At 54.1% G+C, this 16,271-nt stretch carries 16 protein-coding genes and 1 pseudogene; 10 read left to right on the plus strand and 7 right to left on the minus strand.

Annotation, left to right across the window (positions count from 1 at the left end; genetic code table 11):
• The 3 genes and pseudogenes from B3759_RS06750 to B3759_RS06760 form a co-directional block, all read left to right on the plus strand.
• Positions 1–468 (plus strand): annotated as a pseudogene (locus B3759_RS06750) (succinoglycan biosynthesis protein exop); the annotation flags it as partial.
• 11 nt (positions 469–479) lie between these two features.
• Positions 480–1,568, plus strand: a complete 1,089-nt coding sequence (locus tag B3759_RS06755; RefSeq protein ID WP_291364883.1) for a glycosyltransferase family 4 protein — start codon at positions 480–482, stop codon at positions 1,566–1,568.
• Positions 1,565–1,957: a hypothetical protein gene (locus B3759_RS06760; protein WP_291364885.1), complete on the plus strand. Its 393-nt coding sequence runs from the start codon at positions 1,565–1,567 to the stop codon at positions 1,955–1,957. Before B3759_RS06755 ends, B3759_RS06760 begins: the two co-directional genes overlap by 4 nt.
• A gap of 38 nt (positions 1,958–1,995) precedes the next feature.
• On the opposite strand, the gene B3759_RS06765 is transcribed toward B3759_RS06760, so the two are convergent.
• Positions 1,996–2,169, minus strand: coding sequence for a hypothetical protein (locus B3759_RS06765; protein ID WP_291364887.1), 174 nt, complete (start codon positions 2,167–2,169; stop codon positions 1,996–1,998).
• Positions 2,170–2,316: 147 nt separating this feature from the next.
• Here B3759_RS06765 and B3759_RS06770 point away from each other — a divergent pair, with 147 nt between their 5' ends.
• From B3759_RS06770 to B3759_RS06780, 3 genes are all read left to right on the plus strand, one after another.
• Positions 2,317–3,474: a glycosyltransferase gene (locus B3759_RS06770; protein ID WP_291364889.1), complete on the plus strand. Its 1,158-nt coding sequence runs from the start codon at positions 2,317–2,319 to the stop codon at positions 3,472–3,474.
• Between the two features lie 87 nt (positions 3,475–3,561).
• Positions 3,562–4,977: a hypothetical protein gene (locus B3759_RS06775; RefSeq protein ID WP_291364891.1), complete on the plus strand. Its 1,416-nt coding sequence runs from the start codon at positions 3,562–3,564 to the stop codon at positions 4,975–4,977.
• On the plus strand, positions 4,974–5,549 hold the full coding sequence (locus tag B3759_RS06780) for a phosphatase PAP2 family protein (RefSeq protein WP_291364893.1): 576 nt from the start codon (positions 4,974–4,976) through the stop codon (positions 5,547–5,549). Before B3759_RS06775 ends, B3759_RS06780 begins: the two co-directional genes overlap by 4 nt.
• 6 nt (positions 5,550–5,555) lie before the next feature.
• Here the strand turns inward: B3759_RS06780 and B3759_RS06785 are convergent, their stop codons facing one another.
• From B3759_RS06785 to B3759_RS06810, 6 genes are all read right to left on the minus strand, one after another.
• Positions 5,556–6,050, minus strand: a complete 495-nt coding sequence (locus B3759_RS06785) for an RNA pyrophosphohydrolase (protein WP_291364895.1) — start codon at positions 6,048–6,050, stop codon at positions 5,556–5,558.
• Between the two features lie 16 nt (positions 6,051–6,066).
• Positions 6,067–7,413: a divergent polysaccharide deacetylase family protein gene (locus B3759_RS06790; protein ID WP_291364897.1), complete on the minus strand. Its 1,347-nt coding sequence runs from the start codon at positions 7,411–7,413 to the stop codon at positions 6,067–6,069.
• Complete coding sequence (locus tag B3759_RS06795; RefSeq protein WP_291364919.1) at positions 7,394–8,872, minus strand: S41 family peptidase; 1,479 nt, start codon at positions 8,870–8,872, stop codon at positions 7,394–7,396. The genes B3759_RS06790 and B3759_RS06795 overlap by 20 nt, the downstream gene beginning before the upstream one ends.
• Before the next feature lie 184 nt (positions 8,873–9,056).
• Complete coding sequence (locus B3759_RS06800) at positions 9,057–10,382, minus strand: murein hydrolase activator EnvC family protein (RefSeq protein WP_291364921.1); 1,326 nt, start codon at positions 10,380–10,382, stop codon at positions 9,057–9,059.
• Positions 10,383–10,528: 146 nt separating this feature from the next.
• A complete protein-coding gene (gene gpmI / locus B3759_RS06805; RefSeq protein WP_291364923.1) occupies positions 10,529–12,067 on the minus strand; it encodes a 2,3-bisphosphoglycerate-independent phosphoglycerate mutase in 1,539 nt (512 codons plus the stop codon).
• 99 nt (positions 12,068–12,166) lie between these two features.
• Entirely contained in the window at positions 12,167–12,370 is a 204-nt protein-coding gene (locus B3759_RS06810; RefSeq protein ID WP_291364925.1) for a hypothetical protein, read from the minus strand.
• A 204-nt stretch (positions 12,371–12,574) separates the two neighbouring features.
• On the opposite strand from B3759_RS06810, the gene msrB reads away from it, so the two are divergent.
• From msrB to B3759_RS06830, 4 genes are all read left to right on the plus strand, one after another.
• The gene (msrB, locus tag B3759_RS06815) at positions 12,575–12,985 is read left to right on the plus strand and encodes a peptide-methionine (R)-S-oxide reductase MsrB (RefSeq protein ID WP_291364927.1); all 411 of its coding nucleotides are present in this window, start codon (positions 12,575–12,577) and stop codon (positions 12,983–12,985) included.
• 1 nt (position 12,986) lies between these two features.
• Positions 12,987–13,646, plus strand: coding sequence for a uracil phosphoribosyltransferase (upp, locus tag B3759_RS06820; RefSeq protein ID WP_099347171.1), 660 nt, complete (start codon positions 12,987–12,989; stop codon positions 13,644–13,646).
• A gap of 18 nt (positions 13,647–13,664) precedes the next feature.
• Complete coding sequence (locus B3759_RS06825; RefSeq protein ID WP_291364928.1) at positions 13,665–14,120, plus strand: 23S rRNA (pseudouridine(1915)-N(3))-methyltransferase RlmH; 456 nt, start codon at positions 13,665–13,667, stop codon at positions 14,118–14,120.
• 302 nt (positions 14,121–14,422) lie between these two features.
• A complete protein-coding gene (locus tag B3759_RS06830; protein WP_291364929.1) occupies positions 14,423–16,165 on the plus strand; it encodes a hypothetical protein in 1,743 nt (580 codons plus the stop codon).
• Positions 16,166–16,271 lie beyond the last annotated feature (106 nt).

Below are 16,271 nucleotides of genomic sequence, written 5' to 3' on the forward strand. Positions count from 1 at the left end.
GGCCCTTCCGCACTGGAAATTGTTCAGGCTTCCGGAAAAGGGAAAGGGAACAGGCATCTCGTCACCTCGCTGGATAAGGGTGGGCTAAGCCGGGACGTGCTTCCCGGTGTCGATGTCATGACGATGAACAACTGGAAATCTCCGAGTGACCAGATGATTGCTCCTGAGGTTCTTCAAGTGGTTCTGGCCGAACTCAGCCCTCACTATGACCTGATCATTCTGGATACACCGCCTCTTCTGGCGTTCCCCGATGCAGCCGTGCTGTCGCATGAAACGGACGGAGTGGTTTTGGTGGTCAAATGGGGTGTGACTACACAGGAAAATCTGAAGGGGGCGATGCGTCAGCTGGAAGCCTATGATGCCCGTACACTGGGCGCCGTACTTACGCAGGTTCCGGCTGGAAGTGCTTCCGGTCTGTCCGGAGCGGCTTTACAGGTTTATCGCCACTATGGATTGCTGGCTTCGTGATGACGGTGACGATGAAAGAGACAGGCAGGATCAGGATAGCTCTGAACGGGCGTTATCTTTCGCAGCCGCAGAGCGGAGTGCAGAGATTTGCCGGAGAGCTGGCGCGAGCCATTGCAAGGTTTGACTGGCCGCAAGGACAGGAGCCGGTGCTACTGGCTCCACGCACGACTTTGATGCTCCCGCCTGAAGGGTTAGGGTTGCCTGTTGTGTCCTGCGGTCATCTGAAAGGGCAGGCATGGGAGCAATTTGATCTTGCTCGGTCCCATAAAGGTCGTTTTCTTATCAATCCCGGCAATACCGCGCCTGTTTTCGGACGTCACCAGCTGGTTGTGCTGCATGATGCAGCGGTGTTTGCCCAGCCCGAGGGATACTCCTGGAAATTTCGTCTCTGGTACAAGGTTTTGCAGACAATTCTCTGCCACACGAAGACCAGGATTGTAACTGTTTCCGATTTTTCCAGACAGGAGCTGTCAAAATATTTAAAAGTCAGTCCGAAACGTATTGAGGTCATTCCCGAAGGCTGTGAACATATAGCGCGCGTTACGCCTGACGCCTCTGTTCTTCAGCGCCATGGTCTTGAGGGGCGCGCTTTCGTGCTGGCGGTTGGCAATCTTGCCAAGCACAAGAACCTCGGAGCGCTCACCGCCTTATCCCGGGATTTGCAGCAGAGAGGTGTGCCACTCGTCATCAGTGGCGGCATTGATAAGAGTGTGTTTTCCGGACAGGTGAATTTGCCGCAATCAGCTCTCTATGTCGGCAGGGTAACAGACGAAGAGCTGCACGCTCTGTATTCTGCGGCTTCCTGTTTTGTGTTTCCGTCGCTTTACGAAGGGTTTGGCTTGCCTGCGATTGAGGCAATGGCCTGTCATTGTCCAGTAGTCGCAGCTGACATTCCGGCCTTGAGGGAAGTTTGTGGTGACGCAGCGCTATACGTTGATCCGCGTAATCCGAAGAGCATCAGTCAGGGAGTATGCCGTCTGCTGGATGATCCTCAGCAAATGGCCAGCCTGCGGGACAAAGGGGATGAGCGGGCAAAGCATTTCACATGGGACAAGGCAGCGAGAATGCTGATAGCCATAGCGGAAGACGACATGAAATGAGGAACAGATACGCCCTGCTTGTGATGGGACTGAGCCTCATCTTTCCTGTTGGCGCACCTCTCATGGCGCAAGAGAGTTTTGATCCGATGGATGCATCGCAGAATACTCAGAAAGGGATATTCTGCTGGTGCAGTGCTGAAAATGGAGAAAGGCAGGAGTTTTACATCAGTGATGTAAGGCGTCTGTCAGCAGCCAATAATATGGAGATTGGCTCTCTTAGTGGACATTTCGCGCAGACGATGAACGCCCGATATGGCATTCATCTCGCCATGAATGCACAGCACTGCCATATGTTTCGAAGCGCAGCCGCAGCGCAAAATGCTCGTTCAATTGTTATGGCAGAGGTTAAGAAAAAAGATCTGACGATAAGAAATGCGGGTATTTTTTAGGATTCTGAAAAATGGGGTGAGCCGTATCGAAGGGAAATTCAACGAATGGAAATGAAGGCAAAAGCAAGAGCCGACGTCCACGCGATGATCCCGCCGATTGTCGCAAGAATAATGCCTTGGGCTGCTCCCAGTTTCTCTTTCTGCTGCGGCGACGGTGAGGACGGCAGAGAAGAGAGATGATCGTAATGCGCGTGGGAGGAAACAGGTATCATTTCCGGTCTTCCAATAAGGTTCTTTGTCAGCAACCAATAGCGGAGGGTTATGACTAAACCTTTAACCGAGGAGAGATATGACAGTTTTGGTGTCTAAAAAATAGTTATCATATATTTTTTTATTAACATACAGAAAAAGGAAAAGATGTGACAGCCACGACCTCAACCTTGAAAGTTGCGATTGTTCATGAATGGCTGGAGCATTATGCCGGGTCAGAACGTGTGGTGGGGGAGCTGCTTACGGTTTTCCCTCAGGCGCAGGTATTTTCCATCGTCGATTTTCTTCCCAAAAAGGAGCGGGCTTTTCTCGGGGGACGGAAAGTCAAGACGACCTTCGTCCAGAAGCTGCCCTTTGCGAAAAAACATTTTCGGAATTATCTCGGGCTGATGCCGCTTGCGGTTGAGCAGTTCGATCTTAGCGGCTTTGATCTTGTCTTTTCGAGCAATCATGCAGTCGCCAAGGGCATCATCACAGGCCCGGATCAGTACCACATCAGTTATGTCCATTCTCCGATGCGCTATGCTTGGGACATGCAGGCAGCCTATCTCCGACAGAGCGGGCTGGAGCGGGGCCTGAAAGGGCTGTTTGTTCGCTGGCTTCTCCACCGTATCCGAAACTGGGATGTGCGTTCGGCCACCGGTGTGGATGTTTTTGTGGCCAATTCACGCTACATCGCCCGGCGTATCAGGAAAGTTTATCGCCGGGAAGCAGACGTCATTCACCCGCCAGTCGATACAGATGCTTTCAACTTACCTGCTGCACCGGCTGACCGTGGAGCATATCTGGTGGCTGGCCGACAGGTCCCTTACAAGCGCGTTGATCTGGTGGTGGAGGCATTCCGCCGTATGCCGCAAAGAAAACTGCTTGTGGTTGGTGACGGCCCTGAGAATGAGAAAATCCGTGCTATCGCTGCTGGTGCCCCGAATATCATTCTCAAAGGCAAGGTGCCGCACGCGGAACTGCTTTCCATGATGCAGAACGCACGGGCATTCGTGTTTGCGGCTGAAGAAGATTTCGGAATTACATTGGTTGAAGCACAGGCCTGCGGCACACCTGTCATCAGCTTCGGGCGAGGTGGAGCGCTAGACATTGTTCAGGATGACACGCTCTCAGACACTCCCACGGGCCTTCTGTTTAACGAACAGACTGCGGATGCAATTGTGAAAACCGTAGATGGTTTTGAAGCTATACGCGATAAGATTTCGGCTGAAGGGTGCCGGGAGAACGCGCTCCGCTTTTCAAAAGTCGCGTTCCGTTCCCGCATCACGGCGCTCACCGAGCGTGTCTTGACGGAGGGCTTTTAACCGTCGTTTCTGAAAGCCATGTCGTATGGTTTGTCAGAAGAAGAGTAAGGCCGTGATGGGTATGCAAAACACAAGGAAACTCGCCTGATGCTTCCCCTTATGGGAGCAATTCTCATCCCGCTCAGTCTTGCTTTCTGGTCCAAGCCCGAACGCCTGCTGAAACTGGTTATCATTGCAGGAATCTTTCCGGCTGCTGCTGTGCTGCAACTTGGAGGCTTCTGCCTCCAGCCCACACTTGCACCGGGTCTAACGTTTATCTCCTACATCATTCTGCAGAAATTGCTGGGCGTTCGTTACCCTGGTGAAGCAGGCGTCCGAACCCTTTCAATGGGGATGATCCTCAACCTTGTCTGGGCGGTTTTCGGTTCACAGATCATGCCCCGTCTGTTCCAGAACAAGGTTCTGGTCTGGCCACAGAAACAGGACGCAGCTGGCACGCTGTCACTTCTTGCGCCAAATTTCGGAAACATCACGCAGGATGCCTATCTCATCATTAATGTTGTTCTGATGATACTGACAGCACAGTATTTGACGCGAAAACATATTGATATTTCTGAATTCTATAAGGCTTATATTTTTACTGGCTGGCTTCTGGTGGCTATCTGTGTCTGGCAGTTCGCGGCAAGAACAGTCCATGTGCCTTTCCCACGCTCATTTTTCTATTCGAATACCGGCTGGTCCGTTCTTGATGCGCAGACTGCCGGGCCTGTTCCCCGCATCAATGCATCATTTACAGAACCGGCAGCCTGCGCGTCCTATCTGACAGGTGTCGTGTTCTCCACCCTCTGGCTGACTCTCAAAGGCTATCGTGTCCGGGGGATGCGCGCACTGATATGGGCTTCCAGCATCGCGCTCTGCCTGACGACCTCGACAACCGGTTTCGGTGCTGTGGCGATCGGACTGATACTGCTGCCCGTGCTGGTGGTGATTACGGGACACAGCCGCCTTCTTGGACGCATTGGACAGCTCGCCATGATTGGCGCGCTGATTCTGGGTGTTGCCGGAGCTACTGTTGCGACATTTTCACCCAAGGTGATTTCAGCAGCGCAGAGCGTGGCCAGCGGCACAGCGGAGAAAAAACAGAGCGCATCCTATCAGGAGCGTAGTCAGGTCGATCTGGACTCCATAGCAGCCTTTCGTGACACCTATGGGCTTGGAACCGGGTGGGGAAGCAATCGGTCATCGAGTTTGATACCCGGCCTGTTGGCGACCATCGGTGTCGTGGGGATAATCTGCCTGCTCGTCTTTGACTGGCAGTTGGCAAAAGCAGCCGGGTGGGCGCTTCGTGCCGCGCCAATGTCCATGGAATGCATGGCGATAGAAGGCTTTCTTGCAGCGATAGTAGGGCGACTAATCGCGGCCATTCTCTCTTCCCCAACCATAGGCATGCCTGATTTTTATGTCATGCTGGGTATTGTTATCGCTGCAATTGCGCGTATCAGGCTTGAGACACGGGCCAGACGGTCGGTGTCTCGCCCTTATACTTCGGAGTGTTGTGAGTGATCGGTGCGTTAAGTGATTTCGCCGATCAGGCCATTGCCGGTCCCGTTGAGATTTCAGTTTTCCTGATTCTTCTGCTTGCTGGACGAAGGAAGGACGCACTTGCTTGGGCCGCTGTTATGGTAGCGGCTCCAACTCTTATACTTCTTCTGAAGCTGTGGTGTGAACGGTGCGGCGTGCCACATCAGCGCATTCTCTATAGTCCCAGTGGTCACACAATGGGGGGCACTCTGGTTTATGGAGGGCTGCTGGCCTTATTGTGTCGCAATGGCTGGGTCGTTCTTTTGGGAGCCTGTGTGCTGGCCATTGGATTTGGTGTTACCCGCGTGTTGTTGCAGGTTCACACAGTCCCGGAAGTCATTGTCGGTGGCTTGATTGGAGTAGGCGCGGTTATGACCCTGCACCGCCTGCTGGGACAACGTCGTAGCCCACTATCACCGCAGACAGCCTTTTTCAGTATCGCTGCGGCTCTGATTATAGGCTTTGCCTTGCATGGCTACCGTCTTGGTGCCGAGGCCTGGATTGAAAAAATGTCTCATATCCTGGGGGGATATCTGAGCTGCCAGAAGGCATAGGGACGATCAGGAAAAACGTGAGAAAGAAACAGTGAGTATCTCATAGATGGGCTTTTTGAAGCCCACGTTCAGAGTTGCAAGCTGCGTCAGTGGAATCCATTTCCATGCGTCGAATTCCTGATGAGCATCAAGATCAAGCCGAATTTCGGTTTCTGGCCCGGTAAAACGTAACGCGTACCATTTCTGCGTTTGTCCCCGATAGCGGCCCCTGAGGGCCTTTCCGACAAGCTCAGTTGGCAGATCATAGCTCAGCCAGTCTGGATGCTCGCCCAGAAGGGCAAGAGACGTCATGCCTGTCTCTTCGCTTACTTCCCGGAAAACAGCGTGATCTGTGGCTTCGTTATCATTAATCCCCCCTTGAGGACATTGCCACACGCCTTCGTCCGGACCACCGCCCGCACCCGGCATGTCCGTGCGTCGTGCAACAAAGACTTTTCCGTCTTCATTGAAGATGACAGCACCGACATTGCGGCGATAGGGCAGGGATGAGGGATCGATCATCGCAGTTTTCAACAGTCTATGGAGAGGCAGGCGGAGCAGCCTGCTCAGGCGCTGGAGAAGGAGGATCAAGCGGAGCTTCCGTAACAGAGCGTTTACCTGATGCCGTGCCCACCTTGGCTGGAGTGACGACAGGGGCAGGGGGCTGTGCAGACGTGTCCGTTGGAACTGCGACGCGCAATGCCCTGCTGTTAGAAACGCTTGGTGAAAGGGTTGCGTTGCGACTTAGCGCACTGACCGGGACCAGCGTTATCCCCTGAGTGGAGAGAGAGTGGGTCCATTCAGCCAGTCGTTGCAGAAACACCGGGCGCATGGGGCCGGCGACTGCAATGGCCGTTCCACGGGATTTGGCCATGGCGACAAGCCGCGCCAACTGGCCATCAACCCCAGCGGCATCCGCATTGGTGTCCATCGTGAGCGAGGCGTCCCCACCCATAACCGGACCGCTACGCGGAGCGCCTGGTGTTGCGTTCAGGTAGAGCAGACCTCTGTTTTCAAGAATACGGCTGACCATCGTGAAATCAGGAGACTGCGCATAGGCATCCCCATCCAAACCCGAAAAGGCGTTTGTTACGCCGACATAGCCGTTGAAACGGGAGAGAGCCCATTCCAGATTTCCCTTGTCTGCCTCAGCTGTGTGATCATAGCCGAGAGCGCGTGGTCCCTCATCATCAAGCGGCGCAGTGGAAGGCTGCATCGGAAGAGAAAGGAAGACTTCGTGTCCGCGCAGTCTTGCTGTTTCCGAGAGAGGGAGTCTCGCTGGCGCATAAGCGGGAACAGCAAATGACACCACAGACGGAAGATTCCGGGCTGCGTTCAGACTCATCTCTTCAGACAGCCCATACCCATCCAGCAGAATGGCTATACGTGCATTTCCTGCCGGAACGGGGGGAATAGCCGCAGCATAGACATTGCGGGACATTTCACCGTTCGGGCCAATCTTTGGCAGGCTATGACCCGGGTCGCCCGCGACAGGCTCCAGCATATCCGGCATAGGCTTGGGAATAGGCGTGACGCCGGGTGTGATCTCAGACGAAAAATCATTCTTCTGCTGATCAGGCGCTGTATTGGTTGCCACAGCTTCCGGAGATTTTTCAGCCGCCTCTTTTGCGGGTTGCGGCTGAGCAACCTGTGGTGCAACCGCAGGTTTGTTCTGATCAGATGCAGTGGTAGCGGCCGAATGATGTCTGGACGCCAGCTCCTGCAGACCAATGCCGGCAAGAAGCGCCAGTAACGAGACACCACCCCAGAAACGGACGAAAAGTCGTCCGTTTGGTGGCAGGCGCTGCCAAAGACTGGCGGCCGTTGCACCTTCCATTGCCTTGGCTGCCGGATGGATATCGTCGTTAGTGATGGGAAGCCTCATTCTTTGCTGGCGTTGTCTTGTCGGAAACTGGTGCAGGCGCAGGCAGTGGCGGCAGGGTGGCGACCGGATCCGGTGCGGCAACACCGGCCATGCTACGCACCAGACGGAGACCTTCCTGCAACTGGAAGTCGGTCGTTGGCTTGGTCACATCAAAAGTGGGCCAGTTGGCCGGTGGCTCTTCCGGAAGCTTGGATGCAAGCGGCGGCAGATCCGAACGCTGTGGCGGTTTGGTCTGGTTGCCGCCCTGATTTTTCAGGATATGGGAAAGATCGGCTTCCCGGATGCTGAAAGCGGGCTCTTCACGGCTTTCCTTCACTGAGACGTCAGGGACAATACCAAGCCCCTGAATGGAGCGACCTGACGGCGTGTAATAGCGTGCAGTCGTCAGGCGAACGGCGCCATTGCCCGGAATGGGCATGATCGTCTGAACCGATCCCTTGCCGAAGCTCTTGGTGCCGATGAGAACGGCGCGATGATGATCCTGAAGCGCTCCGGATACGATTTCACTGGCGGATGCCGAGCCACCGTTGATCAGCACGACGATAGGCATGCCATCGGTCATATCATGACCCTTGGCGTCCCAGCGCTGGCTATCCTTTGGATGTCTGGCGCGTGTGGAGACGATCTCGCCATTGCTGATGAAGGAAGAGGCGACATCAATCGCCTGTGTCAGCAGGCCGCCCGGATCGTTGCGCAGATCCAGCACCAGACCGCCAGTCAGCTTTCCACCGGCTTTCTTGAGCAGCTCATCATATGCCTTGTGAAGTTCTTCGGATGTATCTTCCGTGAACTGAGGAATGCGGATGTAACCCGTCTTGTCATAGAGCGCCGATTTGACGGCCTCGATATGAATGATTTCGCGTGTGAGCGTCACAATGACGGGCTTGGGTGTCTTCGCCCGGATCAGCGTGAGCGTGATCTTGGTATCGGGCTTGCCGCGCATCTTTTCGACAGCGTCATTCAGAGGGCTGCCATCAATATTGTGCCCGTCAATGGCTACAATGTAGTCGCCCGGCTTGATCCCCGCACGCCAGGCTGGCGTTCCGTCGATCGGGGAGACCACGCGGACGTGGCCATCTTCTCCCTGAACCTCCAGTCCCAGTCCGCCGAACTTGCCGGTCGTCTGAACCTGCATGTCGGCATACTGCTTTTCCGTCATGTAGGAACTGTGAGGGTCAAGGCCGCTCAGCATGCCGTTCAGCGCGTTGGTGATCAGTTCACGATCCGATACAGGATCGACATAGTTGGCGCGCACAAGATCGAAGATGCTGCCGAACAGGGTCAGGAGCTTGTAGGTCTCGGCGTGGCTGACCTTGGGGTCGGTAGAGGTGGCTGGCGCTGTCTCGGCGTGGGCCTCTGCAATGACGCCGTAATTCCCTCCAGCAACAGGAAACTGGGGCGCGAGCGTCAGTCCGGAAAGAACTGCGGCTCCGAACAGCAGGGCGGTGCGGAACGTCATAAAGTGAAGTCTCCTGTTGCCGGACTGCGCCGCGCGGCAGTCAGCTTTCTGTCTCTCTCGGCACGAATCGCCCCAGTCAGGGCGTATCATCCAACAAGGTTCTTACCAAAACGAATACCGCCTCTCATCCGGGACGCCAACCCGCGTGTCATCCGACGGGTGGACATAAGGGCATCAACACCCATCAAAGCAGAGATTTTGGATTAACCGACCGCGCCCCGTTACGAAGCTGGACTAGCAGCGCACCACCTGAAGAAGGCATGGAGCCAATGGATGACCCTTTCGCCAGTGACTGCCCTGTTGCGACATTCATGCTGCCAAGGCCTGCCAGCACGAAGCGATAACCGTGTCCGCAATTCAGGATCAGCATCTCGCCATAACTCCTGAATGGAGAGGCAAACTCCACGGTTCCCGAGCAGGGAGCTCGCACGCTGCTGCCGGGGGCTGCGGAATACGTATTGCCTGATGCCGCTCCGCCCTCCATCGGCTGTCCCCACGCCGTGAGAAGATGGCCGGTCACGATGCCATCGCCGCCATGACCAGAGATAGGTGCAGGAGGGGGCTCCACCTCTTTGGTGACATGACGACCTGCCACTCTGGCAGCTGCCGCCGAAGCGGCAGCTTGGGCCCGGCGTCGCGCTTCGGCAGCCTCACGGGCCTTTCGTGCTCGTTCTGCGGCTTCGGCCTCTCTCTGCAATTGAGCCATGGCGGCGGTTTCCGCGGCCAGCACACCGTTGAGTTCCGCTTGCAACGCTTTCTGTTTGGCGGCTTCCTGCGAAGCATTGCTCGACGCCAGTCGGGCGGCTGCATTTGACTGAATCTGGGCATTTCGGGCGGCGATTGCCTGTTTCGCCAGTTCAGCTCTCTGCTGTTGCTGGATGGTTTCGATCCGACTGAGTTCGGCCACCTGTCCAGACAGCTTGCCTTCAATCGCCTTCAGATCCTTCTGTCGGCTTTGCAGGGATTCCGCCCGTGTCTCCAGAAGATTGCCCAAGCCACGCATGACCAGAAGTCCGCGCACCACGTTTTCTGTTGGACCGACCCCTGTCAGCAGGGCGTCCATGGGATAAAGTGAAAGTCGCTGCGCTACAGGCAGCAGCGGCTCAAGCGCCTTGGCGTCCGATCGCAGCGCATCCTGCGTCGCCTGCTGATCAGCGCGAAGATCTTCGACCTGCGCCTGCACGGTCTCGGTACGAATTTCCGTTTTCTGAAGCTGTTCCGCAGCGGCGACCGTTGCTGAAGACAGAGCAACAGAACGCGAATGATCCTGCGCTGCCTGTGCAGCCGCAGCAGCATTCTGCCGACGGGCCTGCTCCACTCGTGCAGCCTCTGCTTTCGCCTGCGCTCTCAGAGCTGTTTCCCGCGCCTGTGCGGCCTCAAGCGCTGCGCGTGTAGGGGATGACACCGCAGCGGCTGGCTGTGCTTTCTTGCCTGTGTGCTGGCCCGAATGGGAAGGGCTTGTATGCCGGGCCTGCTTGCTGGATGCGGCGTGAGACAGATGCGGCCACATCAGGAAGATTGTGCTTCCCGTTGCCAATAAAGGCCACCATTTTATAGGGCGTTTAACGCGGCATGCTTTTATTGCGGCGGGAGAAAGCGTGTGTGCAGAACTCACACTTCCTCCCTTGTCGCCACAGTCTCAGAACAGAAGGAAATTTAGGCCTCCTGCGAAGATATCAGGGATTTTCCGGTCATGGCCGTCGGCTGTTTCAGACCCATCAGACCGAGAAGGGTCGGAGCAATATCGGCAAGCCGTCCATGATGAAGCCTGACATTGCCTGCTCCCATGAGAACGCAGGGCACTTCATTCAGTGTGTGGGAAGTATGCGGATTGCCTGTCTCCGGATCCTTCATGGTTTCGCAGTTTCCATGATCAGCCGTCACGAGAAGAGCACCGCCCTGCTTGCGGATGGCGTCGGCGATACGGCCCAGACCGGTATCCACCGTTTCCACGGCCTTGATGGCGGCGGACAGGATGCCCGTATGTCCGACCATGTCCGGATTGGCGTAGTTGAGCACGATCAGATCGTACTGACCGCTTTCGATGGCCGCGACAGCCTTGTCGGTCAGTTCCGGCGCTGACATTTCCGGCTGCAGATCATAGGTGGCGACCTTGGGTGAAGGCACAAGGATCCGATCCTCGCCCTCGAATTTCTCTTCACGACCACCGTTCAGGAAGTAGGTGACGTGCGGATATTTTTCAGTCTCCGCCATGCGAAGCTGTTTTTTTCCGGCCGCTGCAACAACGTCACCGAGAAGATCGCGCAAATCCTGCGGGGCGAACAGAACAGTGGTCAGCTTTGCCAGTTCGTCGCTGTAGCGCGTCATGCAGGTTGTTGCTGCGAAGTGACGCACGACTTTCCGCTGGAAGCCGCTGAACTCCGGCTCAAGAAGCGCTGTCAGCAATTCCCGAATGCGGTCGGCCCGGAAGTTGAAGGAAAGAATGCCATCACCATCTTTGGCACCCTGAAAATCACCGAGCACGGTAGGAATGATAAACTCATCCGTCACATTCGCCTTGTAGGAGGCTTCCAGCACTTCCAGAGGAGACGACGCCCGCGGGCCTTCGCCACTGGTGATGACGTCATAGACCTTGGAGACGCGCTCCCAGCGATTGTCCCGGTCCATGGCGTAATAGCGTCCGGAAATCGACGCGAGTTCGACCGTCTGGGGAAGGGCTTTCGTGAGGCTCTCGATATAGCCAACGCCGGACTGGGGCGCTGTATCGCGGCCATCCGTGAAGATATGGAAGGCAACCTTTACGCCCGCATCAGTCAGAATGTGCGCCAGTGCGACGGCATGATCCTGATGGGCATGCACCCCACCTGAGGAGACGAGACCAAGAAGATGGCAGGTCCCGCCGGTTTCCTTCATCTTGTTGATAAAGGCCGTCAGGACTTCGTTTTTGGCGAGGCTACCATCCCGAATCGCTTTGCCGATCCGCGGTAATTCCTGCATTACCACACGGCCTGCGCCGATATTCAGATGTCCAACTTCGGAGTTGCCCATCTGCCCGTCCGGCAGACCGACATCCTCCCCGCTGGTGTCCAGAAAAGTGCTGGGACATGAACTCCACAAGCCGTCGAAGATCGGAGTGGAGGCAAGACGCACGGCATTGTCGGATTCGTCTTCTCGCCAGCCAAAGCCATCAAGAATGACAAGCATGACGGGGCGGGGTGGGGATGAAATGGTCATTGTTGCGCAGGCCTTCTTCTATGTGTGCCTTTATTCGTGCTCCAAATATGACACCAGACGCAGCAGCTTCCAAGTCATCCTCACTGAGAACGCGGAGGTTCAGGGATGTTTGTGAGCATCCTCGTCTTTCTTTTTCTCAGTCTCATCTGACTCGTCATCGACGCAGTCATTGGCCCCGGTTATTCTTCCGGATGAAGGTGCATCACTCGCAGGGAAGGAGCCTTTGCCTTCGTCATCCAGAATTTCATTCGTGGACTTGTTGGAAGTTGATGTCCCGCATACGGGCGGTTTTTTCTCACTCATCTCGCGTTCTCCTGTTTGTTTCATGAAAGGGCTCACGAAGACTCAACGCTGTCTGTGTGGAGAGTTGCGGACTAAAATAATTCCCACATCACGATTTCGTGCAGAAATTGCTGCCTGCTGTTTGACAGAGGGGTATGTATTTTCTGACGATGACGTTACATCGGTCATACCGCCGATGCGTGCGGTTTCAAGGAAGTCACGGCAATGGTTCAAAAACCCACACCCGTAGCCGTTTGTGGAACTCTCACACCGGATCAGGTGCGTATTCTGCGTGAGCACGGGACAGAGCGACCGGGCTCAAGCCCGCTTAACCACGAAAAACGTCCGGGCGTGTATCGCTGCGCGGGATGCGGAAATCCTCTTTTTACGGCGAACACCAAGTATGAGAGCGGTAGCGGCTGGCCTTCCTTTTTCGATGCGCTGCCCGGCGCAATCGAAGAGAGAAAGGATGTCAGTCACGGCATGATCCGTATCGAGGTGCTCTGCTCTAAATGCAAAGGCCATCTCGGTCATGTCTTTCCCGACGGCCCACCTCCTACCGGGCTGCGCTATTGCATGAATGGTCTGGTTCTGGACTTCCAGCCCGAAGATTCCGCTAATTCAGGTACTATTTGAAATGACTTCAGCCGAGAATACCGACATGCCGACTGATATGGTTACTGTCGTCCGTCACCCTCTTGTCCGTCACAAGCTGACGCATCTGAGAGCCCGTACGACATCAACGGCCGGTTTTCGGCGACTGGTACGTGAGTTGAGTTTGCTGCTCGCGTATGAAGCGACCCGCGATCTCAAGCTTGAACCGGTGACCATCGAGACGCCACAGGAGACGATGGAAGGCGAGGAGCTTTCGGGCAAGAAGCTCTGTTTCGTCTCAATCCTGCGAGCGGGAAACGGTATTCTTGACGGCATGCTCGATTTGATTCCGTCAGCACGTGTCGGGCACATTGGTTTGTACAGGGACCCTGAAACCCTGGAAGCCGTTGAATATTACATGAAGTTGCCGGACGATATTGGTGAACGTATCTGCATCGCAGTCGACCCGATGCTTGCAACAGGCCACAGCGCGGTCGCGGCGATTGATCGCCTTAAAAACGCTGGATGCTCTTCAATTATTTTCGTCTGCCTGCTTGCTGTCCCCCAAGGCATCGCCTGCCTTCAGAAAGCACATCCTGACGTGCGGATCATCACATGTTCGATTGACCGTGAACTGGATGATCACGGTTATATCTGTCCGGGACTGGGTGACGCGGGAGACCGACTGTTCGGGACAAAGTAATCAGGGGACTTTTTTGAAATGCGCCTGATTGCTGTAGGGCGGATGAAGGATAGTCATGAGCGGGCGCTTGTCGAGCGTTACGTCAAACGCCTGAATCCGTCACTCACAATTACAGAACTGCCTGATGGAAAGGGGAGCCCGGCGGAAATCAAGCGTCGAGAAGGGGAGGCAATTTTATCCGCCCTCTCTGATCGTGCATTTGTGGTGGTGCTTGATCTGGCTGGAAAGCTTATATCCAGCGAAGTGTTTTCGCAAAAACTGGGTGAGTGGCTGGAGACCGGGCGCGATGTCTGTTTCATCATTGGTGGAGCGGAAGGTCTGGATGCAGCAGTAGTGTCGCGTGCCGATGCAATGATCTCTCTGGGAAGTCTGACCTGGCCGCATATGCTGGTCCGTATCATGCTGGTGGAACAGATTTACAGAGCGCGCGCTATCGCGGCCGGGCATCCTTATCATCGTTCTGGGCGTCCGTGATTTCCTGCATAAGCTGTTTAAGTTGTGGTTTTTTTTCTAAAGGAAAAAGGAGTCTCTGGTAAATATTTTTATAGGCCATGAAAAACCACAAGTAATATTTTTTATTAACATGTATATTTCTTCTTTTTAATTGTGATATTTATAGAAATTATTATAATAAATGATTGAAGTATAAAAATTTATACAATTGTTTTGTTGACTAGGTGATCATTCCCTCTGTATCGCTAGCAAATCGTTAAACATGATTCCGAATCAATTATCGCAATAAAAGATTTCGGTATTATATAAAAAACAGGCTGGGAATGACCGATACCTCCCTGCTGCTTTCGAGCGGCGCAACAGGCGACTCAACCAACGATCAGGTGCTTGCAAGTACGGTCCCCACGTCATCTACAACGGATGTTCTTGCAGCCAGTTACGCGAGTTCCTCGTCAGTCGATCCAACATCATCGAGCAGTGTTTCCTCCAGCGACTATACTCAGACGGGAAGTGTCGTCAGCAGTGCTGCAAATGTGCTGTCGTCTTTAGGTACGACATCCGGTGCAACCATCTCAGATGCATCCGCCGCTACAAACTCATCCTCGACTGGCACAATACAGTTTCTTAGTACGCAGTCAGCAATACTGGCGACTTCATCAACTGCTACTGACACAATCAATGATACCAACTTTGTATGGTCATCTTCACTGTCACCGACGACGCCTTTTTTTGTAACAAACGATCAGAGCGCTCTGATTAACCAGAGTATTTCCTGGGCTTTTCAGTCAGTGCTTGATCGCGACCCCACTGCGACTGAACTGGCCACTTATGCTTCTGATATAACCTTGGCGCCTCTTGGAACTGGCGGCTTCATGTATTCAGATTATTCCAAGTTGGTGTCGACGCTGGCTTATAGCAGTGAAGCATATCAGACACTAAGTTCGTATTTTGTAAATTATACAGGTGAAGAAGCTTCAAACAGCATTGTTATGCAGGGGCAGACTCTTCTAGCCAATCAGGACACTCTAGGCAGTCTTCGGAACAATATTATTTCCAGCAGCCATACAGCAGATGCTATTGTTGCCCTCTACCATGACAAGTTGGGTCTGACGATTCAGGATACTGATAATCAGATCGCTGCATGGGAAGATGTCATGGAAAATAACGGCGCTACCTTGGCAACTGCTTCTCAGGCGATCACTCATGGCGTTGAGGCTTCCGCCATCATTTCTTCAGTTTACTCAAGCAAGTTGAATTACACACCAAGTAGCGGTGAAATAAATTCATGGGAAGATGCGCTTGGGAATGGTGCAACATATAGCACACTTGTTTCCGCCATTTCTTCAGGGTCAGAAGCCCAGTCAGTGATTACTGGGGTCTATGAGCAGAAAACCGGCATCAGCCCCAGTAGCAGCGCACTTTCGGCATGGGAGAATGCGTTTGCAAATGGCTCATCCTATACAGATCTGGTGAGTGCGGTTTCACATGGCTCTGAAGCCGAGACTGCCATAAAAACAGTTTATGAGCAGAAAATCGGTGTAACTCCTTCAAGTGCAGAAATAGATTCCTGGGAAGACTATCTGGCACAGGGAGCCACTTACCGCGATCTGGTAAATGATGTTTCCCAAGGGACGCAGGCTCAGCAGATAATATCTGCCGTATATAAGGATAAAACCGGGATTACCCCCGCATCCGCGCAGGTAGAGGCATGGGCGTCTTATCTCGCTTCCGGTGGTAACTATAGCACCATGGTTAGCATCATCAGCCATGGTGTCGAAGCGCAAGGTATGATCACCAATGCTTACCAGAAGATCCTGGATATAACGCCCTCATCAGCCCAGATCAGCGCTTGGCAGGACACAATGGCGAATGGAACAACCTACGCCACCTTTGTGTCGACACTGGCTCATGGGGTAGAAGCACAGTCCATCATTACGGGATTCTATATGACCAGTTTCTCGCGAGAGCCAACCGCCAGTGAACTGGACGCAGCCATGACCCTGTTCCAAAATGGAGCGACTTATGCTGACGTCAAAAATAGTATAGTCAGTAGCGCCCATAGTTAAGAGGTAAATTTTTACCGAGTTCGGATCAAAACTGACAACATTTCTTCTTGGAAATCCGATCTGCACATTAGAAACCTAATCTCCTGCTCAATCTTTTTATGAGCAG

The organism is Acetobacter sp. UBA5411 (genome assembly GCF_002409645.1).
Classification (GTDB): domain Bacteria; phylum Pseudomonadota; class Alphaproteobacteria; order Acetobacterales; family Acetobacteraceae; genus Acetobacter.